Genomic DNA, 21,534 nt, shown 5'->3' with positions numbered 1-21,534 from the left:
AATCAATAAAAAAAGGGGGCCGGCGTTTCCACCGGCCCCCCTTTCTGTCTCATTTATGCGCCGATCAGAAGCGGAACTTCACTGCGGCGGCATAACGACGACCCAGCGCGTCATAGGTCGACGGATAGACGTTACCGCTGTTATATGCGGTCGAACCCAGTGTCGAGCCCACAACCTTGGGCTTGTTGTTGAACATGTTCTGCGCCGTCAGGGTCAACGTGATGTTGTCCGAGACATGGAAGCGGCCGGTCAGGTCGAAATAATGTTCGGCCGGAATCTTCCGGAATTCCGGATCGACGACGCAGCCGTCCGGATCCGCACCCTCGGGGTCAGCACAGCCAAAGCCAATCGCCGCAGCCAGATCGTCGTCATAGGCGGCGGGTTCATAGCTGACCGCGTCGATATAGCGCCACAGCAGCGAGATATCGAAAGTTTCGAAGCTCAGCGTGGTGCGCTGCGAGAACTGCCATTCAGGCTGAATGGAGGCGCAGTTGACCGAGTAATAGCCGGTGCATTCGCGGTTCAGCGAAGTCGGCGATGCCTGGAACTTCGAGCTACCCGTCCAGTTGCCGGTCAGGCTGAGCGACAGCTTGGCAAAGCCAACGTCGCGACCATAGTTGACCGAGAAATCGACGCCATCCGTCTTGAGCGTGCCGAGGTTCGACAGACCCAGGAACAGACCCGGAGTGGTGGTCGATTCACCGAACAGGTTACCCGTCGCCGGGTTACGCTGGATGCTGGTGCAGGCGTCGCTCGTCGCGCTCGATGCCGACAGATTGTCGAAGCAAGCACTGATCGCATCGCCCGGAGTCGGCGTAGTGATCGCGCCGGTGACCTTGATGTTGTAGTAATCTACCGTCGCGGAGAAGCCGGGCAGGAAGTCAGGCTGGAACACAGCGCCGATTTTCCAGCTGTTCGACTTTTCTGGGCTCAGCGCCAGGTTGCCGCCCGAGGTCGCATTGACCTGGCCAGCCGGATCGTTTTCGATCAGGCCCAGGAACGCTCCGCCACCCTGCGCGGTGCAGACCGCAGCCAGATTGGCGTTGTTGAGCGGCGCGTCGCCAGCGCAAGGATCGACCGCCAGGTTGGTCAGGCCCGTATTGTTGGGCGCGAACAGCTCGGCGATGTTCGGTGCGCGGACGGCGCGGGCGTAGTTGCCGCGGATTTTCAGAGCGCGAACCGGGCTCCAGGTACCGCCAGCATTCCACGTCCAGGTTTCGTAGCCCGGCGAACCAGCGGCATCGATGCTGTACTTGGAATAACGCACGCCGCCCTGAACGACCAGTTCCTCGAAGAAGGGACGATCCTGGACGATCGGCAGAACGAGTTCGCCATAGGCTTCGTAGACGTCGTAGCCGCCGGTGATGTTCGGCGCCGCACCACCCGCGCCGCCGAGGTCACCCGACTGCGAGAGAAGGTCCGATTCCTGCGAGGCGGTATATTTGCGATATTCGCCACCCAGCGCGAAAGCAACTGCGTCGGTCGCCCAAGGAACGGTCCAACCGAAGTCACCGTTGATCAGGCCCTTGACCTGCGCGAGCGAGGTCTTGGTGACAATCTGGCTGTTGGCCGTCAGGAACGAATTCATCGCGTCCGTGATCGAACCATTGCCGCCAAATGCGTTCAAGGGAACGCAGCCACCGCTATCATCCAGGCAGGTTTCGGTGTTGGTCGCGAGCAGCGCCTGACGGACGCGGCTGTTGAGCCAGTAGCCCTGCTGGGTCTGGATGTTCTCCGATTCGCCATATGCGCCGGAAACGTCCCAGTTGATCGTGTCGGTGATGCCACCACGCGCCCCGATCTTGTAATCGAAGAAGGTCGTCGTGAAGTCCGAAACACGCGGCCCGAGTTCGACGGCGCGACGCGAGAAGGCGGTCGATACGGTCTGGTAATTGGGATCGTTGGGATCCGTCGCGAGCGCTGCAGCGTCGCACTGGGCTTGCGTGAACAGCGGCGTGTAGATGCCGGCCGCAGGGTTGGTGTCACGGGCGCAGAAGGCGTTGCGCTGGGCAGCCGTCAAATACGGATTGCTGAGCGGAACATCGACCGCGATGCCGAACGAACCCGACGGCGCGATGATCGTATTGACGGTGTTCTTCGAGAAGATACCGCGCGAATAGACCTCAACCGCGTCGCTGACTTCATACTTGGCGGCGCCGAACATGTTGAAACGTTCGAACGGCGTCTGGAAGATGTTGTACGGGTTGAAGTTGAAGGGGTCGAACGCGCTGGTCGGGCGGAACGCGGTGCCGTCAGCGGTAATCTGACGCGTACCGTTGCCATTGTCGGTGCCCGTGACGTTCACATTGGTGAAACGCGAAGGCGTCGACGTGCCCGAACCGCCGGCAACACCGCTATAGGAATCGATATTGTCGAACGAGAAGTCGCGACCGCCCTGGTAGACCGGGTCCGACTGCTGGTAGCCGACAGCGAACACGACATTGCCGCGACCGTCGTCGAAATTGGCGCCCATGGTCAGGTCGGCGCGGAAATAGTTACCGTCGCCTTCTTCGGTGATCTGGTTCGAAATATTCGCTTCCAGGCCCGAGAAGTCGGACTTGGTAACGAAGTTGACGACACCCGAGATCGCGTCCGCGCCATAGGTGGTCGATGCACCGCCGGTCAGAACGTCGACGCGCTCGACAAGAGCGACGGGCACGTTGTTAAGGTCGAAACGGCCGTTCAGTTCGGCAGGAACCAGACGGTCGCCGTCGATCAGCACGAGGTTGCGGTTCGAACCCAGGCCACGCAGGTTGACGAACGAAGCGCCGCCATTGCCGTTGTTCACCGCCGAACCGATGCTCGGCACGATACCGGGGATTTCACGCAGAATGTCTTCTGCGGTGTTGTTCTGCTTCAGCTCGATCGTGTCGGCGGTGGTGGTCAGCACCGGGTTCGACTGAAGATTGGGGTTACGGATCAGCGAGCCCGTAACGACGATGGTGTCGCCAGCAGCGGGCGCTTCGGCTGCCTGGGGCGCGTCCTGCGCGATGGCGGCGCTGGCGATCAGCGACGCGCTCAGGATCGCCGGAGCGGCGCTGGCACGCAGCAGTGCCCTTTTCGAAAATGTCTTCACGGTCCAGTCCCTTGCTCTGGAGTCGGCAGATTATCTGCCACCTAGTAGCCCGTACGGAGGAATATGGTGCCCGACAGCGATCCCCCCATATGGATTGGTGGAACCTGCGCGGGCTTCAGGGCGCTGTAAAGCATGGGAAAAGGTCCAGCGCCGCTTTTGACGAGGGCTGTATCATAATTGCAACAAGGGCGGGGAGCGGCAGTTTTACGATCTTGTTGCAATTAAATTTCATCTCGCAGCATGCCAGTGCAGCTTTCGTGCATCACTTAGCCAGAAGAGTGTCGGAAAATTTGGTGCCGTGTAGTCCCTGCGGTACAGGCCCGTCTCTTGACGCATATTTTCAGCAAAAGGCATGATAAGGCCGCATCGAACGAACAGGGAGACAGGTGGCATGACACGCGGATACAAAATGCTGGGGGTCATGACGCTGGTCCTGATGGCGAATCCCGGGCAGGCAGCAACCAAGGCGCGCCCACCACAGGCGGAATTGTTCACCAACCTGCTCCAATGCCGGTCGATCGCAGCCGATGCCGAGCGCCTCGCCTGCTTCGACCGCCAGGTCGGCGCGATGGAGACAGCGTCGCAACGCGACGAAGTCGTGGTTCTGGACAAGGGCGAGCTTAACAAGACGCGCAAGACGCTGTTCGGCTTTTCCTTCCCGAAACTGCCTTTCCTGGGCGGGGGCGACGATGATGACGCGGCCAAGGAAGAGGAAGGCGTCAGCCACATTCAGACGACGATCGCCAGCGTGCGCAGCTTGGGTTACGGCAAATGGCAGATCGGGCTGGAAGACGGCGCGCAGTGGATGACGACCGAAGCGGTGACCGGACGTGACCCCAAGGTTGGCCAGTCGATCGAAATCAAGCGCGCGGCGATGGGCAGCTTCATGGGCAAGATTGAAGGCGGGCGCACCATCCGGATGAAGCGCGTCAGTTAAGCGCCATCACCGCCCCTGCGGCATCGGCCCGGCGATCAGCAGCGGGTCGATGCGCGCATCCTGCCATTTCATGCCCCAATGGAGATGCGGTCCGGTCGCGCGACCGGTTGCGCCGATCGCTCCAATCTGTTGCCCCTGCACGATATGATCGCCCATCTTCACGTCGATGCGCGACAGGTGCAGAAAAGCGCTGTTGAGGCCGTGGCCATGGTCGATCATCAGCAAATGCCCTTCCAGCGTAAAGGGCTTGTTGATCGCCGCCAGGATGACGACGCCGTCGGCCGGCGCGCGCACGGGTTCGCCCGTGGCGCCCGCCACATCGACGCCGCCATGATAGGAGCCAGGCTCACCCTGATAGATGCGCTGCGCGCCGAAGAGGCCGGAGATGCGCCCGACGCGCGGCCAGATGAAGGACTGCCGCCACCCCTGCGCATCCGTCACCTTCGCCCGCGCCGCCGCGATCGCTTGGAGCTCTGGTCGGCGCAGCGCCATGAAGGCGTCGCTGCTCTTGCCCACGCGCAGCGGCGCATTGATCCGCTCCAGACGCCAGTCGCGCGGCGCGACGGTCAGCGGCCGGGTAAGTAGCTTGCCGTCCGACAGGCGCGCCGTCAGCAACGCCTCGGGCTGCGCATCCCGATCGAAGGCGATCAGGAACCGGCCATCAGGGTCGACCGCTACCGGCTGATCGCCCAGCGTCAAAGCCACGGTTCCAGCCGGCGCCGTCCCGAGCAGCCTGCCGCCCTGCACCGCTACGCCTTCAAGCCGGAAGGCCGGCGTTACCGCCCCTTGTCGCATGACGGGCTGCGCAGTGGCCACCGCGCCGAAGCCCAGTATTGCCGCCAGAAAAATCGCCTTCATAACCCGCCAGCAGCCTTTTGTTCCGCCTCCACGGACGCCTGCGCGCTAACATAGGGTTCCTGCCGGGCGATGCTCCAGTAGCGCAAATCCTGTAAGGCTATACGCTGCCCTGTTACGGCGCAGAGCACATGATCACCCGCCTTCAATACGCGAAAGCTGTAAGGCAGATAATGAAGTCTGGCGATCCGGTCACGGCTGGACATCAACATGGGTGCAATATTCCCTTCATCGGTCAGGAAAACAGATCCTGCTGCGCCAGGGCGGGATCACGCGGCTTGCGCGCGGAACGGGCCGGCGAAGGCGGCGCCGGCTCCATTTGCGCACCCGCCTCTCCGACCACCGCGCCCACCGCGCCATCGTGGAAATGCAGGACGACCTGCCCGGCCGCGCGCGCGGCATCGACCGACCGGACCAGCCGCTCGCCTGCCATCACCCGGGCATAGCCGCGCTGCAATGGCAGATCGGGATCGAGCGACGCGAAATGCCGCGACACGCGATCGAACGCGGTCACGCAATCCCGCTGCGCGCGGACCAGATTTTCCGGCCGCAATCGCAACCGATCCAGCCGCTCGCCCGCGCGCGTCAATTGCTGGCGCAGCAACGCCGGCCGCAGCGCGCCGCTCGCCTGCCCCAGATGCGCGCGTGCGTCGGCCAAGCGATGGCGCAGGCCACTGGCCAGGGCGTCCGATAGCTGGTCCAGCCGCTGCCGCTGCGGACTGAGCAATGTGTCGGGCGTCGGCATCAACCGCGCCTGCATGTCCAGCCGCTCGCGCGCCTGCGCCGCGCCGCGCCGCACGGCGCGACCGGCACGCAGCCCCATGTCAGTCAGCCCCGCCAGCAATTCCGCGCGCACCGGCACTGCAATTTCGGCTGCCGCCGTCGGCGTGGGCGCGCGACGATCGGCGGCATAATCGCAAAGCGTGGTGTCGGTTTCATGCCCCACGGCCGAAATGATCGGGATGCTGCATTCCGCGACCGCACGCACGACGATCTCTTCATTGAAGCTCCACAGATCCTCGATCGACCCGCCACCGCGCGCCACAATCACCAGGTCCGGCCGCTGCAAAGCGCCATCGGCAGGCATATCCGAAAAGCCCCGAACCGCGCGCGCGACCTGCTCTGCCGCGCCCTGCCCCTGCACCAGCACCGGCCATAACAAGACCTGTGTCGGGCATCGATCCGCCAGCCGGTGAAGGATATCGCGAATGACCGCGCCCGTGGGGGATGTGACGACGCCGATGGTGCGCGGCAGGAAAGGCAGCGGCTTCTTGCGTTCGGGCGCGAACAATCCTTCGCCCGCCAGCTTGGCCTTGAGCTTTTCGAGCAGCGCCATCAGCGCGCCTTCGCCCGCCAGTTCCATCCGTTCGATCACGATCTGATATTTGGACCGGCCGGGATAGGTGGTGAGCTTGCCCGTGGCGATCACCTCTACCCCGTCCTGCGGCGCGAAGGCCAGACGCTGCGCCCCGCCTTTCCACATGACGCCGTCGATGACGGCATTGTCGTCCTTCAGGCACAGATACAGATGCCCGGATGCCGCGCGCTTGAACCCCGAAATTTCGCCGCGCAACCGGACATGGCCGAACCGGTCTTCGACCGTGCGCTTCAACATTCCGGACAATTCGCTAACGCTGAGCGGCGGCGCGTTGTCGCCTGCGCGTTCCTCGGCTAACAGGCGGCCCGAACTGTCATAGGCATCAAATTCCGGGGACATGGGCGACATGAACATCCTTCTGCTTGGCGGCGGCGGCCGCGAACATGCGCTGGCATGGAAGCTGGCGCAATCGCCCGGCCTCGACACGCTCTATGCCGCGCCCGGCAATCCGGGCATAGCGCAGCACGCCACGCTGGTCGACCTTGATGCGGCGGATCATCGCGCTGTCGTGGATTTCTGCATCCGTCATTCGATCGGCCTGGTGGTGATCGGCCCGGAAGCGCCGCTGGTCGACGGGCTGGCCGATAATCTGCGCACCATGGGCGTGCCGGTCTTTGGTCCCAACCGCAAGGCGGCGCAGCTGGAAGGGTCCAAGGGTTTCACCAAGGATTTGTGCCAGCGCGCGAATATCCCCACAGCGGCCTATGTCCGGGTGACAAGCAAGGATGGCGCGATCGCGGCACTGGATGATTTCGCGCTGCCTGTCGTCATCAAGGCGGACGGGCTGGCCGCTGGCAAGGGCGTCATTATCGCGCAAAACCGCCAGGAGGCGCTGGATGCCCTTGATTCGATGTTTTCCGGCGCCTTCGGCGCGGCCGGCGAGGAAGTCGTGCTGGAAGAATTCATGTCCGGCGAGGAAGCGAGCTTTTTCGCCCTGACCGACGGCAGCGCCATCCTGTCTTTCGGATCTGCGCAGGATCACAAGCGCGTGGGCGACGGCGACACTGGCCCCAATACCGGCGGAATGGGTGCATACAGCCCCGCGCGCGTCCTGACGCCCGACCTGGAACGGCAGGTGATGGACAGGATCATTCGCCCCACGGTCGATACGCTGGCAAACGAAGGCATGCCCTATTCGGGCGTCCTCTATGCCGGCCTGATGCTCACCGACGCGGGACCCAAGCTCATTGAATATAATGCCCGCTTCGGCGACCCGGAGTGCCAGGTATTGATGAGCCGTTTCGACGGGGATCTTGCCGAGCTCCTCCTTGCCGTCGCGCAGGGACGGTTGGCCGAACAGGGACCGGTCGCGCTGGCCGATCGCACGGCCCTGACCGTCGTCATGGCCGCCAATGGCTATCCCGGCACGCCGGAAAAGGGCGGGCGCATTACAGGGCTGGACGTGGCCGAGCAGGCCGGCGCCAAGATTTTCCACGCCGGCACGGCGGAGAGGAGCGGTACGATCGTCGCCACTGGCGGCCGGGTTCTCAACGTCACCGCCACCGGCGACAGCGTCGCCACTGCCCAGGCAGCCGCCTATGCCGCCGTGGAGGCAATCGACTTTCCCACCGGCTTTTGCCGCCGCGATATTGGCTGGCGCGAAGTGGAGCGCGAAGCGAAACAGGGGTGAACCCTTGCGGCGCGGGGAAAAGCATCCTTAAATAGCAGGACGAAACACACAGGGGAGACGCGGCGCGATGCAGGAATTCTTCATGGACTATGGCCTGTGGCTGCTGATCGCGCTGCTGGTCCTTATCGGCCTTGTTTTCTTGCTGTCCGGCAAGCGCACGTCGGATGGGGACACGCCGGCAGAGACAATCACGCCTGGTGAAGCGCCTCAACTCGCCGCCGCGCCGCCGCTGGCCGATCCGGTCGCAGTGCCGTCGGCCCCCGTCGCCGCCGAAAGAATCGAGAAAACAGAGTCTGTGGCGGCTGCGGAGCCGAGCGTCGAGCCAGCCCCACCTCTTGCGGCCGAACCCATCCCTGTCTCCCCCGCTGTTGCTCCGCCGGTAGGCGATGCCGCACCCGACGACCTGCTGCGCCTCAAGGGCGTCGGTCCCAAGCTAAAGGCGCTGCTTATGGAACTGGGCGTGACCCGTTACGAACAAATTGCCGCCTGGACCGATGCGGATATCGCCGCGATCGACGCCCGGCTCGGCAATTTCAAGGGCCGCCCGGTGCGCGACCAATGGGTGGATCAGGCGAAATATCTCGCGGCTGGCGACACCGCCGGCTTTGAAGCGAAATATGGCAAGCTCTAGCCCCGGCCCAACATCTCCTGCGCGCGCGGCGCCAGCCGATCTTGTGCCGCCTTGTGAATCCCCGGCGCGGCGCACAGCAAGCCAAAGGCGGTCGGCTGCGGCCGGTTGAAACGCAACGGATCGCCCAGCGCATCGGTCACGATCGCCCCCGCCTCCTGGCAGATGAGCGCCGCCGCCGCGACATCCCATTCATTGCCCCAGCGCACCGTCGCGACCAGATCGGCCTCGTCAGCGGCGACCAGCGCCATGCGCAGCGCGATGCTGTTGGGCTTTTCCACCGCCACCAGATCGCGGTCAGCGCGCGGCAACTGGTCGGCAGGCACCCGTGCGCCCGGCAGGATCGTGCGCGCGCCTGCATTCAGCGCCTTGCCATTGCGGGTCGCCCCGCGCCCGGCCTGCGCCACCCATAATTCGTTGCGCGCGGGCGCCGCCAATATCCCCAATCGCACCGCGCCATCCTCTACCAGCGCCACCGATACCGCCCAGCCGCGCCGCCCGCGCAAATAGTCGCGCGTGCCATCGATCGGATCGACGACCCATACGCGCGACAGGCCTAGCCGGTGGACGGTATCGGCCGTCTCTTCCGACAACCAGCCAGCGGTAGGATCAATCGCGGTCAGGCTGTCGCGCAACATCACGTCCAGCGCCAGATCGGCCTCACACACCGGATGGCCGGGCACCTTTTCCCACTGACGCACGCGCGTTTCGCCATTGGCCCATAAGGTCAACCCATGGTCGGCCGCATCCGCCACGGCGGACACGATCGCGCGCAGGGGCAGTTCAGCCTCCGGCAACGGTCATCCCGTCGATGCGGAGAGTGGGCACATTCATGGCATAGCGGAAATAGAGGTCGCTCGCCGGCGTCATGTTGCGGAACATATCCTTCAAGTTGCCGGCGATGGTGATTTCCGACACCGCATTCATGACCGCGCCATTTTCGATCAGGAACCCGGACGCCCCGCGGCTATAGTCCCCGGTCACAGGATTGACGCCCATGCCGATCAATTCGGTTACATAGATGCCGCGCTTCACATCATAGCGCAGGTCCCCCGGCGACGTCGTGCCTGCTTCCATATGGACGTTGGTGATGCTGGCGCCCGGTGCTCCGCTGCCGCCGCGGCTCGCATGACCTGTCGGCTCCAGCCCCAATTGCCGGGCCGAAGCGCTGTCGAGCAGCCATCCGGTCAGCACTCCGTCCTCGATCAGCGCGCGCCGCTCGACCGGCAGGCCTTCGCCATCGAAGGGGCGCGATCGCAAGCCGCGCGGGCGCAGGGGATCGTCGATGATCGTGATGCTGGAATCGAAAATCGCCTCGCCCAATTGATCCAGCAGGAAACTCGACCGGCGCGCAATGGCCGGGCCGACAATGCCGCTCACCAGATGGCCGATCAGGCTGGACCCGATACGCGGATCGAAAATCACCGGCATGACGCCGCTGCCCACCTTGACCGGGTTGAGCCGCGCGACTGCGCGCTGTCCTGCCCGCGCGCCCACGGCGTCGGCATGGTCCAGATCGCGCAGATGCCGCGCCGAATGGCTGGCATGATCGCGCTGCATGTCGGACCCGCTGCCCGCCAGCACGCTGGCCCAGGTCGAATGGCTCGTGCCGGCATAGGCGCCGGCAAAGCCATGACTGGTCGCGAGCGCCACCTGGCTACGCCCGCTCGAAGCGCCGCCGCCCTCGCTATTCGTGATGCCCGGCACGCCGCGCGCCGCATCCTCGGCCATCAAGGCGCGCTCGCGCAGAGCGGCGGGTTCGGGCTCCTCCTCGTCTGTCAGATCCAGCGAAGGCGGCCGCCGCTTCAGCAACCGATCCTCGGGCGCCAGCCCGGCATAGGGGTCTTCAGGCGCTTCGCGCGCCATCGCAATGCAGCGTTCCACCAGCGTATCGAGCGTTGCGGGATTCATGTCCGACGCGGAAATGCTGGCCGACCGCTGGCCGATGAAAACGCGCAGGCCGATTTCTTCGCCTTCGGACCGTTCGACATCCTCCAGCGCGCCCAGGCGTACCGACACATTGGTCGACGCGTTGCAGGCATAAATGGCGTCGGCCGCATCCGCGCCTGCCTTGCGCGCTGCATTCACAAGATCCTGCGCGCGTGACTGGGCTTCTTCTAGGCTGAGCATGGAGGAAAGATAGTCCTTGATCGGGGGAAAGGAAGGCCCGGCCTTACGCGCTTGCGCCAGCGCTCACAACCGTGCCAGCCAACGGTCCAGCAAATGCCAGGCCACCGCCATCTGCGGTGGCGCGACGAAGGGCGCGCCCGAATCGCCGGCCATCGCCGCACGCACGCCATCGGCATCACACCAGAATGCATGTTCGATCTCGGTCGCGTCGATCCGCAATGCATCGTGCTGCGCCTGCGCCACGCAGGCGATCATCAGCGACGAGGGGAAGGGCCAGGGCTGGCTCATGACATAGCGGACCGAATGGACCCGCACGCCCGCTTCCTCATATATTTCACGCGCCACGGCCTCCTCGATCGTTTCGCCCGGTTCGACAAAACCGGCGAGCGCGGAATAGCGCCCTTCGGGCCAGCTATGCTGCCGGCCCAGTAGCACCCGCCCCTCATGCTCCGCCAGCATGATGACGACAGGGTCGGTGCGGGGAAAATGCTCCGCTCCGCACGCCTCGCACCGGCGCGACCAGCCTGCCTTGACCGGCCGCGTCGATCCACCGCAGACTGAGCAAAAGGGATGTCGCGCATGCCAATGCACCAGGCTGCGCGCCGCGCCATAGAGCGCCACTTCGTCCGCGGGGATCAAGCCTGCTATGGCGCGGCTGCGCGGCGTGGGCGCCAGATTGGGGCCAAGGTCCGCCACCAGCCGCGCAAAGATCGGCCGCGCCTGCGGATCAACGCCCAGCAGCACATGGTCGGCTATCCGCGCCCCCGCGCCGATCGGCTCCAGCACCAGATGACCCTCCGCCTCGACGGGCTCCAGCCCGTCCAGCACCAGCCGCCGCGCGGCCGGATCGGCAAAGGCTTGCGCCAGCAGCGCGGGATTGGTGCGGACATGGTCGACCCGGTCCAGCGTGCCGCCGACGAAGCCGGGCAGCGGCCGTTCAGTCTGTTGCGTTCCGTGCATCCTTGTCCTTTCTCACCGCGTCGGCCGCGCGCGCAAACAGAGTCGGCAGCCCAGCCTCGCCAATGCGCTCGACCGGCCACCATTCGCCCGTCCCCATTGGCTCCATTCCTGCGACCAGATGGGCGCGATGGAGCGCAAGCGCCAGCGAGAAATGGGTGAAGACATGGCTGACCGGCTCGACAAGGCTGGTCCATGCCGCATCGACGGGCGGCGTCCATTCCGGCGTGGCGTTCCAATCGGAACTCGGCAGCGCACGCATTCCGCCCAGCAATCCCTTGTCCGGTCGGCGCACCAGCCACACATGGCCTTCGCGCTCGATCCACCAGCCATGGCCCAGCCGGTGCGGCTTCGCCTTTTTCGGCGCCTTGACCGGAAAAGCGGCGGGGTCGGCGGTGGCAAAGGCCGCGCAGTCCTGCCGCAGCGGACAGATGCCGCAGGCGGGATTGCGCGGCGTGCAGATGGTCGCGCCCAGATCCATCATCGCCTGCGCGAAATCGCCGGCCCGTGCGTCCGGCGTGATGGCGTCGGCAGCGACGCGGATCGCGGGTCGCGCGGCTGGCAGCGGCGTATCGATGGCGAATAGTCGCGCGACCACCCGCTCGACATTGGCGTCCACCACCACGGCCCGCCGGCCAAAGGCGATGGCAGCGACGGCGGCGGCGGTATAGGCGCCCACGCCCGGCAAGGCGCGCAGCCCTTCCTCTGTATCGGGAAAGCGCCCATCATGGTCGCGCACTACTGCCCGCGCGCAGGCCAGCAGGTTGCGCGCCCGCGCATAATAGCCAAGGCCAGCCCATGCCGCCATGACATCCGCGTCCTGCGCCGCCGCCAGATCCTGGACCGTCGGCCAGCTGGTGGTGAACTTGGCGAAATAGGGACCAACCGCCGCCACCGTCGTCTGTTGCAGCATCACTTCGGACAACCAGACCCGATAGGGATCGCTGGCATTGGCGCCCGGTGGCGCGCGCCACGGCAGGCGGCGCGCATGGACATCATAATGCGCAAGCAGGTCCCCCGCGATTTTTGACTCTCGACCCTCGACGCGCATGGCAGCCCTATGCCATTAAGCGGGCCATGACGGAACGCCCGGCCAGCCCGAAAATGAAAATGCGCAAAGTGCCTGCCGAGGAACGACCGCGCGTCGGCGCGCCGCGCCAGATCGCGGACCTGATGCCCGACATCGGGCGCGCCGCATTCCGCAAGTTCGGTTTCGTCCAGTCGAGCATCGTCACCCGCTGGACCGAAATTGTCGGCCCCCATTATGCGGCGGTGTCCGCGCCTGAATCGATTCGCTTCCCGGTCGGCAAGAAGGCCGGCGGCACGCTGCAACTGACCGTGATGAGCGGCCATGCGCCGATGATCCAGCATGTGCTGCCCGACATCATCGAACGGGTGAACCGCTTTTTCGGCTATGCCGCGGTGGCCAAGGTCGCAATGCGCCAGGGCCAGATCGCCTCGATCAGCGCGGAACGAAGGCCACCACCGCGTAATTTGCGGCCTATCCCGGTGGAGCTGGGCGATTCGCTGCGCGATATTGGCGATCCCGAATTGCGCGCGGTGCTTGAATCGCTGGCGCAGGGACTCGCCAACAGCAGTGGTCTGCCCAAGGTCAGCTAGTTTAGCCGTGGTTCAGCCTGCCCCGTCTATGTCAGCCTTTTTTGGACGCGCGCCCATGAAGAAGCTTCTTTCGCTCAGCCTGCTTGCCCTCCCCGCCGCCCTCGTCGCAGCGCCCGCTGCCAACTGGGTCAGCCGCGTCACGATGACGCCGATCGGCGGCCATTATATGGGCAATCCGGCCGCGCCCACCAAATTGGTCGAATATGTCAGCTACACCTGCTCGCACTGCGCGCATTTCGTCAGTGAGGCGAGCGCGCCGCTTCGCAGCGATTATGTGAAGGGCGGCAAGGTGGGGGTCGAAGTGCGCAATGCCGTGCGCGACAAATATGACCTGACCGCCGCCCTGCTCGCGCGCTGCGGCGGACCGGCGAAGTTCATGGGCAATCATGAGGCGCTTTTCGCCAACCAGAGCGCCTGGATCACGCAGGTCGAAAGCTATGATCGCGACGCGCAAAAACCCGCCGATCAGATCCCTGCGCTTCAGGATATCGGCCAGAAGACCGGCCTCTATGCGCTGATGAACAGGCGCGGCTTCACCAACGCCCAGCTCAACGCCTGCATCGCCAACCCGCAATCGATGAAGCAGGTGCTGGCGATGACCGACGAGGCTTGGACCAAGGTGAAGATTACCGGAACGCCCGGCTTCACTATCAATGGTACGAAGGTGGACGGGTCGAACTGGGCTGCAGTCAAGGCCGCATTGCCCCTCGCCGCCCGCTGATCTACACCACGCCCATCGCCAATCATCGGAGCCCTGCCCGTCGTGAAAGCCTTTACCGGTCTTGCCCTAGTCGCCGTCAGCCTCAGCCTTGCCGCCTGCAACAGCAGCGAAGAAGCAGCCAAGCCCAGCGGCGCGCCAGTGGCCGCCGTACCCGCGCCCGCCGGCACGACATGGTCTGCAACGGTGAACGACACGCCCGAGGGTAATTTCGTGATGGGCAATCCCGACGCGAAGGTGAAGCTCGTCGAATATGGCTCCTTCACCTGCAGCCATTGCGCCGAATTTGCCGAAACCGCCTCGCCGGAAATCCGCAAGCTCGTCGACACGGGCAAGATGAGCTATGAATTCCGCACCTATGTGCGCGATCCCATCGACCTGACCACCGCGCTGCTCGCCCGCTGCGGCGGCAAGGACGTCTTCTATCCGCTGTCCGAACAGTTTTTCGCCAATCAGGGCGCAATGTTCGAAAAGGTGCAGGGCCAGGACGACGCCTTCAAGGGCGTGGAGCAACTGTCGCCCGCGCAGCGCCCGGTCGCCATTGCGCAGATCGCGGGGCTGATCGACTTCGCCAAGCAGCGCGGCATTTCCGAAGATCAGGCCAAACAGTGCCTGGCCGACACGGCCACCGCCGAAAAGCTGGCAAAGGGCGTCGAGGCGGCGAACAATCAATATCAGATCACCGGCACGCCCAGCTTCCTCATCAACGGGGTGCTGGTGGACAACGCCGCCAACTGGGCCTCGCTCGAACCCCGTCTCAAGGAAGCAGGTCTCTGATTGCGCGGCGGGGGGCTGACATCGCCGCCTGACCGAAGGGGAGCCGGGGCGGCGCGCTGCCCCGGATCGCCGCCATGCAGATAAAGCGGCTCAAGCTTTCCGGCTTCAAAAGCTTCGTCGATGCCACCGAATTGCGGATCGAGCCGGGACTGACCGGTATCGTCGGCCCCAATGGCTGCGGCAAGTCCAACCTGCTGGAAGCCATTCGTTGGGTCATGGGCGAATCGAGCGCCAAATCCATGCGCGGCGCGGGCATGGAGGATGTGATCTTCGCCGGCACCGCCAGCCGGCCCCGGCGTGACTTTGCCGAAGTGTCGCTGCTGACCATCCAGGAGCAGGGCGAGCTGTTCAACGCGGTGGACGTCGGCGCCGATGGCGAACTGGACGTCACCCGCCGGATCGAACGCGGCGCGGGCAGCGCCTATCGCGCCAATGGCAAGGATGTGCGCGCCAAGGATGTGGCGCTGGTCTTCGCCGACGCCGCCACTGGCCCGCATAGTCCCGCCCTTGTCAGCCAGGGGCGCATTGCCGCCGTCATCGCCGCGCGGCCGCAGGAACGCCGCGCGATGCTGGAGGAAGCGGCGGGAATCGCTGGTCTGCACGTCCGGCGCAAGGATGCCGAACAGAAATTGCGCGCGGCCGAAACCAATCTCGCGCGCTTGGACGAAATCCTGCTCGACATGGATATGCGCGCCAACGCCCTGCGGCGGCAGGCGAAGGCAGCGGAACGCTATATCCGCCTGTCCGACCAGACCCGCGTTGCGGAAGGCCGTGTTCTCTTCGCGCGCTGGCGAGAGGCCCATGCCAGCGCGGAAGCGGCCCGCGCCGAGGCAGGCCAAGCCGACGCTGCCGTCGCCGCCGCGCAAGAAGCACAGCTCGCCGCCGCAGCCCATGCGCAGGCCGCCCTTGCCACGCTCGGGGAATGCCGGGTGGCGGCGCAGGCCGCCCGCGATGCCGCGAGCGAGGCGGGCCACCGGCTCGCCGCCCTGCGCACCGAACGGGAATCGGTCCTTCGTCGCCTTGCCGATCTCACACAACAGGCCAGTCGGCTGGAGGAGGATCGCGCGCGCGAAGGCACGCTTGCCAATGACGCCGCCGACGCGATCGCACGGCTGACCGCCGAAATTGGGACGCTCAAGTCACGCATCGCCGAAACCGAAAAGCTGCGCCCCGATTTTGCCGCACGCATTGCAAAGGTTGAAGGAGAAGCGCGAGACGCCGAACTCGATCTGGCCCGCGCCATGGCGACGCAGGCGGCGGAACAGGCCGAACTGCGCGTCGCCGAAGCCGCGCTCGCCGCTGCCCGCAACCAGCGCGAGCGGGCGGAACGAGAGATGGCGCGGATCGAAGCCGACGCTGCTTCCCTGCCCGATCCTGAGCCGCTGATGGCTAGGCGCCAAAGTGCGCAGGCCGACCAGGCTCGGGCGCAGGATGACCGCGATACCGCCGAAGCCGCGATCGAGGCCGCTGAGCAGGATAGACAGGCCGCCGCCGATGCGCGCGCGACGGCGGAAGCCGTGCTGGCATCGGCCCGCGCAACGCTCGCCGCGCTGGACAGCGAAGCCGCCGCGCTCCAGCGCGCGGTCGATGGCGGCGCAGGCGCGAAGGCGCGCGCTCTGGATCAGGTAAAGGCTGCGCCCGGTTATGAGCGCGCCCTCGCCGCCGCGCTGGGGGACGATCTCGAAGCCCCGGTCGCTATCGATGGCAAGCGCCGCTGGTCCGGCGCAGAGCCTTCCGCGCAGGACCCTGCGCTTCCCACCGGCGCGACGCCGCTTGCCGATCATGTCACGGCCCCTGCCGCGCTGGCCCGCCGCCTTGCGCAGATTGCCGTGATGGACAGCGACGAAGGCCAGCCATTGGCGGTGGGACAGCGCCTCGTCACCCGCGACGGCCAGTTGCGCCGCTGGGACGGCTATGTCGCGTTGGAAGGCGGAGCTGCGGCGGCCGAACGGCTCATCCGCCTCAACCGGCTGGATGCGATCGCCCTCGCGCGCCCGGCCGCGCAAGTGGAGGTGGACGATGCCGCCGCCGCGCAGGATGAGGCCAAAGCGCGCGAGCAAGCGGCGGTCGTTGCCTTGTCGGCCGGGCGCGCCGCCCTCGCCCAAGCCGATCAGAAGCTTCGCGCGGCGCTGCGTGCCGGCGATGAAGCAACGACGGCGCTGGAGCGGCTTGCCGGGCGGCGCGAAGCGGTGGAGGAACGACTCGCCGGCGCGCGCGCCGACCTGCTGCGCGCACAGGCCGAGCAGGAAAAGGCGCAGGCCGCGCGCGCTTCGATGCCCGATGGCGCGGCAAACGGTCAGCTTGTTACTGCCCTCACCCAGGCCAGCGAGAAAGCCCGCGCCGCCGTCAGCCAGTTGCAGGCCGATCAGGCGCTGGCCGATCGCGCACTGGACAGCGATCGCGACAGGCAGGCAGCCGCCGATGCGGAGATCAAGAGTTGGCGTGCCCGCGCTGGCGAGGCCGCCAAACGCATCGCCGCCATGGCCGCGCGCGGCGATGACATTGCAAAAGAAGGGACGGAGATCGGGGGCATGCCCGATCGCCTCGGCCAGGCGATTGCCGAGCTTGAAACGCAAGGATCGGCGCTGACCGAGGCCGCCGACCAAGCACGCGGGGCGGAACTGGCTGCGGAGGCGGCCCTGCGCCAGGCCGAAGCCCAGGCGGCGCAGGCTGGCGAAACGCTCGCCGCTGCCCGAGAATCGCGCGCCACCGCCGTCGCCCGCGCCGAAGCGGCCGATGAACGCCGGCTGGAAACCAACCGCTTGTCGGGCGAACGCTTCGAATGCCCGCCCCCGGTGCTGCCAGAAAAGCTAGGCTTCGCCAGCGCCGACATCCGCATTGCCCAGACCGAACAGGCAGAACATGACCGTTTCGTCGCCGACCGTGAGCGGATCGGGCCGGTCAATCTGGTCGCCGCGCAGGAACTGGCCGATTTGGAAACCAGCCAGGCGAGCAGCCGGGCCGAAAGCGCCGAGCTCACCCAAGCCATTCACCAGCTGCGCGGATCGATCGGCAGCCTCAACCGGGAGGGGCGCCAGCGCCTGCTCGCTGCGTTCGAGGCGGTGGACGGTCATTTCCGTCGCCTTTTCACCACCCTGTTCAATGGCGGCCAGGCGCATCTGGAATTGATCGACAGCGACGATCCGCTGGAGGCGGGACTGGAAATCATGGCGCAGCCGCCCGGCAAGAAGCTCGCCGCGCTCACGCTTTTGTCGGGTGGCGAACAGGCGCTGACCGCCGTGGCGCTCATCTTCGGCCTTTTCCTGACCAATCCCGCACCGATCTGCGTGCTGGACGAGGTCGACGCGCCGCTGGACGACGCCAATGTCGAGCGTTTCTGCGACCTGCTCGACGCGATGGTCGCGCAGACCAACACCCGCTACCTCATCGTCACCCACAATGCCGTCAGCATGGCGCGGATGCACCGCCTGTTCGGCGTCACCATGGTCGAACCCGGGGTCAGCCGGTTGGTGTCCGTCAATCTGCACGGCGCCGAAGCGCTGCTGGCGGCGGAATAGGCCCTCCGCACCGTTCCCCCTACGGACGGCCGAACCAGCCCTTCATCCGGCGGAACAGGCCGCGCTCGCTGATCGGCTCGAACATTTCCTCAGGGCCTTCGGGGTCCAGCACCTCATTGTCGGCCAGCCATTCCTGCACCGCATTGAGATCGGGCGTCCGGTAGGGGCGCAGGGTCCGGCCGGGCTTCTGCCGCAGTTCCTCAATCCCCGCGATCAGGCCGCGCTCGGCAATCACCGCCGCCACCCGCTCCAGCGGCAGGTCGAGATGTTCGGCGATCAGGTCGTCGCGAATGCGCAGGATCGTCTGTTGCCGCCCTGCATTGGCCGGCAGCGCGGTGTCGATGCAGATGTCGCATTCGGTGTCGAGGCGAAGCGAGCGGTTGTTCATGTTGGACGATCCCACCCGGATCAGCCGATCGTCGACGATCAGGATCTTGGCATGGACATAGATGGGCGCACCGCGCTGGGTGAAGGGGTGGTAGAGGCGCAGGCGGCCATGCGGATCGCGCGCCTTCAGCGCCTCGACCAGCCGCGCGCGCGCCGAATCCATCGCCTGACTTTCCAGCCAGCCATCGGCCTGCTGCGGGTTGATGATGACGAATTCTGGCCCGTCCGGCTCGGCCAGTCGCCGCGCGATCGCCTCGGCTATGCGGCGCGAGGCGAAATATTGGCTTTCGGCATAGACATGCCGTTTCGCCAGCGCGATCTGGTTGAGATAGAGCTGCTCAATCTCGGTCAGACCTTCCTGATCGTCCATTTCGGGCGCGGTGCGGGCAATGGCGACGTCGACATTTTCAAACTGCACCGGCAGGGCTTCGGGCCAGCATTCATAGGCGCCCTTGACCGGTTCCAGATCGTCGCCGCCCGCCCCCTTCCAGCGCGCGCGGGCATGGTCGCCCAGGGCTGCGGCCACCGGGCCTTTGAGCGCCGTGGTCGCATCATGCCAGGGGCCATAGGGCGACCCGTCGGGATGATGCCGGCCATACTCCTCGTCGCGATGATGGCGTGTGTCCCACCGGTCGCCGGTCATGTCGATGCCGCCGCAAAAGGCGAAGCAATCGTCGATAACGACAATCTTCTGGTGATGCGAGGCTGCGGGCGGATGATGGCTGTCCAGCTTCACGGTGACGCGCGGGTGGGCCATCCATTTGAGCGTCGTGAAGAAATTGGTCGGCCGGGCCATCGCCTTGATCGCGCCCACGTCCCAGCGCAGCAGATAGATTTCCAGTTCCGGCGTCTGATCGACCAGCCAGCTGATGAACTCGCCGATCGTGGTCGGCGCGCCATCATGCGCTTCTTCCTCGCGCACCAGGCTGATCGCAGCGTCGAAATCCCACCCGATCAGCATGATGCGGCGCTTCGCCTTCATCATCGCGGCGCGCGCGTGGCGGAAATAGGTGTCCGCATCGATGACCACGCTGGCCTTGTCGGCTCGTTCAATCCGCCAGCAATCGGCGCCAGGCTGCGGCGTCATGCAGCAGTCCCGACGGTAAGGCATGCCAGAAACATCAGGAAACCGGCAAAGCGGTTGGAGCGGAATTTGCGCAGCGGGTCGATCCCGTCCTCCTTCAACGTGCCGACCTGCCACATCAGATGCGCCGCCATCGGCAGCAGCGCCGCCAGCGCAAGCCCTTGCCCGCGCACCTGCCAGATCGCAGCAGCCCATAGCGACAGCGCGATCAGATAGCAAAGCGTGACGCCCGGCCGCACATAACGCCCCATCGACAAGGCGCTGGACCCGATCCCGATGAGGGCGTCATCCTCCCGATCCTGCAAGGCGTAAATGGTGTCATAGCCGATGACCCAGAAGACGGACCCGGCATAGAGAAGAAGCCCAGCCATCGTCAGCGCGCCCGCAACCTCGCTCCACCCCACCAGGCATGCCCAGGAAAAGACCAGGCCCAGCCATATTTGCGGCCAGCCGGTGATCCGCTTCATAAAGGGATAGGCCGCCACCAGCGCCAAACTGCACAGTGCGACGATCTGCGCGTAGGGCCGCAGCTGCACCAGCACGACCAGCCCGACCAGGCACAGCGCCAGCAGCCACGCCCATGCGACCTTGAGCGATAAGGTTCCGCTCGCCAGCGGCCGGGCGGCGGTGCGCGCCACTTTCCGGTCCAGATCGCGATCGACGATGTCGTTGAACACACATCCCGCCCCGCGCATGGCGATGCTGCCCAGCAGCAGCCAGGCGATCAACGGCCATCGGGCAAAGCCTCCGCCGGCCAGCGCCACGGCCCAGGCGCCCGGCCAGAAAAGCAGCCACCAGCCGATTGGCCGATCCAGCCGCGCCAGTTGCGCCAGCATCCGGGGTGTCTGGGGCAACCGCGCCAGCAGGCTGCGCGCCTCGCTGTCGGGAACGATCATATCGCTCAACTTTTTTCACTCCGTCCGGGCCGAGCTTGTCGAAGCCCCTTTCTTCTCTAAAGAACGCAAAGGCCCATGGGCAAGCCGGACATGAAGGGAAGAGATGAATTGACCGCCACCCCCGCCTGGCCACCGCAAAGCGCCCCGCGTCTGCATGTCGAAACGCAATTGGGCGATGGCGTTGCCGTGCCGGTGGACGGCAATCCGGCCCATTATCTGATCAGCGTCATGCGGGTAAAGCCTGACGATATCGTGCTGCTGTTCGACGGACGGTCGGGCGAATGGGCGGCGCGCGCGCGCGACATCCGCAAGCGGGACCTGGTGCTGGAATGCGTGGCGCAGACAAAGGCGCCCGAACAGGTGCCCGATTATTGGCTGTGCTGCGCGCCGATCCGCAAGGGCCGCATCGACCTGATCGCGGAAAAGGCGTGCGAACTGGGCGTGGCGAAATTGCAGCCGGTGCTGACCCGCCGCGCCGTCGTCGACAAGCTGAACCTCGACAGGCTGCACGCGCATCTGGTGGAGGCAGCCGAACAATGCGGGCGCACCGCCCTGCCCGACCTTGGTTCACTGATGAAGCTGGACGCGCTGCTGAGTGACTGGGACGCCAGCCGCCATCTGTTTTTCGCGGATGAAAGCGGCGGCGCGCCGCTGGAACAGACGCTGCGCGCCCATCCCGGCCCCGCCGCGTTCCTGGTCGGGCCAGAGGGCGGATTCGACCCGCAGGAGCGGGACGCGATCCAAGCGACGCCGGGCGCGGTGGCCGTATCGCTCGGCCCGCGCATTCTGCGCGCCGAAACCGCCGCCATTGCCGCTACATCGGCCTGGATGGCGATCAATGGCGACTGGAAATAGTTTCGTTTCGCTATCTTCTTGCCTTGCCCGCCACGCCAACTTATCTGAACGCGGCGGGTCCGGTTTGACGCGCCGAGGGGAAGCACTA

18 protein-coding genes are annotated in these 21,534 nt (G+C 65.6%); 8 read left to right on the top strand and 10 right to left on the bottom strand.

Going from position 1 to position 21,534, the window contains the following annotated elements; translation table 11 throughout:
* Positions 1 to 64: 64 nt before the first annotated feature.
* Positions 65 to 3,076 carry a TonB-dependent receptor domain-containing protein gene (locus SAB01S_RS02345; RefSeq protein WP_062731550.1) on the bottom strand — a complete coding sequence of 1,004 codons (3,012 nt, stop codon included), beginning with the start codon at positions 3,074 to 3,076 and terminating at the stop codon, positions 65 to 67.
* A 436-nt stretch (positions 3,077 to 3,512) separates the two neighbouring features.
* Between SAB01S_RS02345 and SAB01S_RS02340 the strand changes: the two genes are divergently transcribed.
* Entirely contained in the window at positions 3,513 to 4,013 is a 501-nt protein-coding gene (locus SAB01S_RS02340; protein ID WP_370175831.1) for a hypothetical protein, read from the top strand.
* Positions 4,014 to 4,019: 6 nt separating this feature from the next.
* Here the strand turns inward: SAB01S_RS02340 and SAB01S_RS02335 are convergent, their stop codons facing one another.
* From SAB01S_RS02335 to xseA, 3 genes are read right to left on the bottom strand one after another with little or no spacing between them, the layout of a single operon-like run.
* Complete coding sequence (locus SAB01S_RS02335; protein WP_083951108.1) at positions 4,020 to 4,871, bottom strand: M23 family metallopeptidase; 852 nt, start codon at positions 4,869 to 4,871, stop codon at positions 4,020 to 4,022.
* The gene (locus SAB01S_RS02330; protein WP_062731548.1) at positions 4,868 to 5,080 is read right to left on the bottom strand and encodes a DUF2093 domain-containing protein; all 213 of its coding nucleotides are present in this window, start codon (positions 5,078 to 5,080) and stop codon (positions 4,868 to 4,870) included. The genes SAB01S_RS02335 and SAB01S_RS02330 overlap by 4 nt, the downstream gene beginning before the upstream one ends.
* A 23-nt stretch (positions 5,081 to 5,103) precedes the next feature.
* The gene (xseA, locus tag SAB01S_RS02325) at positions 5,104 to 6,585 is read right to left on the bottom strand and encodes an exodeoxyribonuclease VII large subunit (RefSeq protein ID WP_062731547.1); all 1,482 of its coding nucleotides are present in this window, start codon (positions 6,583 to 6,585) and stop codon (positions 5,104 to 5,106) included.
* 7 nt (positions 6,586 to 6,592) lie between these two features.
* Here xseA and purD point away from each other — a divergent pair, with 7 nt between their 5' ends.
* On the top strand, positions 6,593 to 7,876 hold the full coding sequence (gene purD, locus SAB01S_RS02320; RefSeq protein ID WP_062731758.1) for a phosphoribosylamine--glycine ligase: 1,284 nt from the start codon (positions 6,593 to 6,595) through the stop codon (positions 7,874 to 7,876).
* 67 nt (positions 7,877 to 7,943) lie between these two features.
* Positions 7,944 to 8,507, top strand: coding sequence for a helix-hairpin-helix domain-containing protein (locus SAB01S_RS02315; protein ID WP_062731546.1), 564 nt, complete (start codon positions 7,944 to 7,946; stop codon positions 8,505 to 8,507).
* On the opposite strand, the gene SAB01S_RS02310 is transcribed toward SAB01S_RS02315, so the two are convergent.
* From SAB01S_RS02310 to SAB01S_RS02295, 4 genes are all read right to left on the bottom strand, one after another.
* Positions 8,504 to 9,301: an inositol monophosphatase family protein gene (locus SAB01S_RS02310; RefSeq protein ID WP_062731545.1), complete on the bottom strand. Its 798-nt coding sequence runs from the start codon at positions 9,299 to 9,301 to the stop codon at positions 8,504 to 8,506. The two genes, SAB01S_RS02315 and SAB01S_RS02310, sit on opposite strands and share 4 nt — an antisense overlap.
* Positions 9,288 to 10,634, bottom strand: a complete 1,347-nt coding sequence (locus SAB01S_RS02305; RefSeq protein WP_062731544.1) for a TldD/PmbA family protein — start codon at positions 10,632 to 10,634, stop codon at positions 9,288 to 9,290. Before SAB01S_RS02305 ends, SAB01S_RS02310 begins: the two co-directional genes overlap by 14 nt.
* A 63-nt stretch (positions 10,635 to 10,697) precedes the next feature.
* Positions 10,698 to 11,594 (bottom strand): NAD(+) diphosphatase, encoded by an 897-nt coding sequence (nudC, locus tag SAB01S_RS02300; protein WP_062731543.1) that lies wholly within the window; start codon positions 11,592 to 11,594, stop codon positions 10,698 to 10,700.
* Positions 11,572 to 12,642 (bottom strand): A/G-specific adenine glycosylase, encoded by a 1,071-nt coding sequence (locus SAB01S_RS02295; RefSeq protein WP_062731542.1) that lies wholly within the window; start codon positions 12,640 to 12,642, stop codon positions 11,572 to 11,574. The genes nudC and SAB01S_RS02295 overlap by 23 nt, the downstream gene beginning before the upstream one ends.
* A 26-nt stretch (positions 12,643 to 12,668) precedes the next feature.
* Here SAB01S_RS02295 and SAB01S_RS02290 point away from each other — a divergent pair, with 26 nt between their 5' ends.
* The 4 genes from SAB01S_RS02290 (at position 12,669) to smc (ending at position 18,224) form a co-directional block, all read left to right on the top strand.
* The gene (locus SAB01S_RS02290; protein ID WP_021226455.1) at positions 12,669 to 13,211 is read left to right on the top strand and encodes a DUF721 domain-containing protein; all 543 of its coding nucleotides are present in this window, start codon (positions 12,669 to 12,671) and stop codon (positions 13,209 to 13,211) included.
* Positions 13,212 to 13,266: 55 nt separating this feature from the next.
* Positions 13,267 to 13,932 carry a thioredoxin domain-containing protein gene (locus SAB01S_RS02285; protein ID WP_062731541.1) on the top strand — a complete coding sequence of 222 codons (666 nt, stop codon included), beginning with the start codon at positions 13,267 to 13,269 and terminating at the stop codon, positions 13,930 to 13,932.
* 42 nt (positions 13,933 to 13,974) lie between these two features.
* Positions 13,975 to 14,706, top strand: a complete 732-nt coding sequence (locus SAB01S_RS02280; RefSeq protein WP_062731540.1) for a DsbA family protein — start codon at positions 13,975 to 13,977, stop codon at positions 14,704 to 14,706.
* 74 nt (positions 14,707 to 14,780) lie between these two features.
* The gene (gene smc, locus SAB01S_RS02275; protein ID WP_062731539.1) at positions 14,781 to 18,224 is read left to right on the top strand and encodes a chromosome segregation protein SMC; all 3,444 of its coding nucleotides are present in this window, start codon (positions 14,781 to 14,783) and stop codon (positions 18,222 to 18,224) included.
* 19 nt (positions 18,225 to 18,243) lie between these two features.
* On the opposite strand, the gene SAB01S_RS02270 is transcribed toward smc, so the two are convergent.
* Together SAB01S_RS02270 and ubiA are read right to left on the bottom strand one after the other, a co-directional pair.
* A complete protein-coding gene (locus SAB01S_RS02270; RefSeq protein WP_062731538.1) occupies positions 18,244 to 19,698 on the bottom strand; it encodes a phospholipase D-like domain-containing protein in 1,455 nt (484 codons plus the stop codon).
* Positions 19,695 to 20,600, bottom strand: coding sequence for a 4-hydroxybenzoate octaprenyltransferase (gene ubiA / locus SAB01S_RS02265; protein ID WP_062731537.1), 906 nt, complete (start codon positions 20,598 to 20,600; stop codon positions 19,695 to 19,697). The genes SAB01S_RS02270 and ubiA overlap by 4 nt, the downstream gene beginning before the upstream one ends.
* Before the next feature lie 99 nt (positions 20,601 to 20,699).
* Between ubiA and SAB01S_RS02260 the strand changes: the two genes are divergently transcribed.
* Positions 20,700 to 21,446, top strand: coding sequence for a 16S rRNA (uracil(1498)-N(3))-methyltransferase (locus SAB01S_RS02260; protein WP_062731757.1), 747 nt, complete (start codon positions 20,700 to 20,702; stop codon positions 21,444 to 21,446).
* The last annotated feature ends 88 nt before the right edge of the window (positions 21,447 to 21,534 follow it).

It is taken from the genome of Sphingobium abikonense NBRC 16140, assembly GCF_001598335.1.
Lineage (GTDB): Bacteria > Pseudomonadota > Alphaproteobacteria > Sphingomonadales > Sphingomonadaceae > Sphingobium > Sphingobium abikonense.
This window is presented reverse-complemented; position numbering and strand designations above follow the sequence as displayed.

Coding starts and splice junctions, on each gene's coding strand:
- SAB01S_RS02340 (WP_370175831.1), top strand. CDS start 3,513: ATGGCGAATCCCGGGCAGGCAGCAACCAAGGCGCGCCCACCACAGGCG.
- SAB01S_RS02335 (WP_083951108.1), bottom strand. CDS start 4,871: ATGAAGGCGATTTTTCTGGCGGCAATACTGGGCTTCGGCGCGGTGGCC.
- SAB01S_RS02330 (WP_062731548.1), bottom strand. CDS start 5,080: ATGTTGATGTCCAGCCGTGACCGGATCGCCAGACTTCATTATCTGCCT.
- xseA (WP_062731547.1), bottom strand. CDS start 6,585: ATGTCCCCGGAATTTGATGCCTATGACAGTTCGGGCCGCCTGTTAGCC.
- purD (WP_062731758.1), top strand. CDS start 6,593: ATGAACATCCTTCTGCTTGGCGGCGGCGGCCGCGAACATGCGCTGGCA.
- SAB01S_RS02315 (WP_062731546.1), top strand. CDS start 7,944: ATGCAGGAATTCTTCATGGACTATGGCCTGTGGCTGCTGATCGCGCTG.
- SAB01S_RS02305 (WP_062731544.1), bottom strand. CDS start 10,634: ATGCTCAGCCTAGAAGAAGCCCAGTCACGCGCGCAGGATCTTGTGAAT.
- nudC (WP_062731543.1), bottom strand. CDS start 11,594: ATGCACGGAACGCAACAGACTGAACGGCCGCTGCCCGGCTTCGTCGGC.
- SAB01S_RS02295 (WP_062731542.1), bottom strand. CDS start 12,642: ATGCGCGTCGAGGGTCGAGAGTCAAAAATCGCGGGGGACCTGCTTGCG.
- SAB01S_RS02290 (WP_021226455.1), top strand. CDS start 12,669: ATGACGGAACGCCCGGCCAGCCCGAAAATGAAAATGCGCAAAGTGCCT.
- SAB01S_RS02285 (WP_062731541.1), top strand. CDS start 13,267: ATGAAGAAGCTTCTTTCGCTCAGCCTGCTTGCCCTCCCCGCCGCCCTC.
- smc (WP_062731539.1), top strand. CDS start 14,781: ATGCAGATAAAGCGGCTCAAGCTTTCCGGCTTCAAAAGCTTCGTCGAT.
- SAB01S_RS02270 (WP_062731538.1), bottom strand. CDS start 19,698: ATGACGCCGCAGCCTGGCGCCGATTGCTGGCGGATTGAACGAGCCGAC.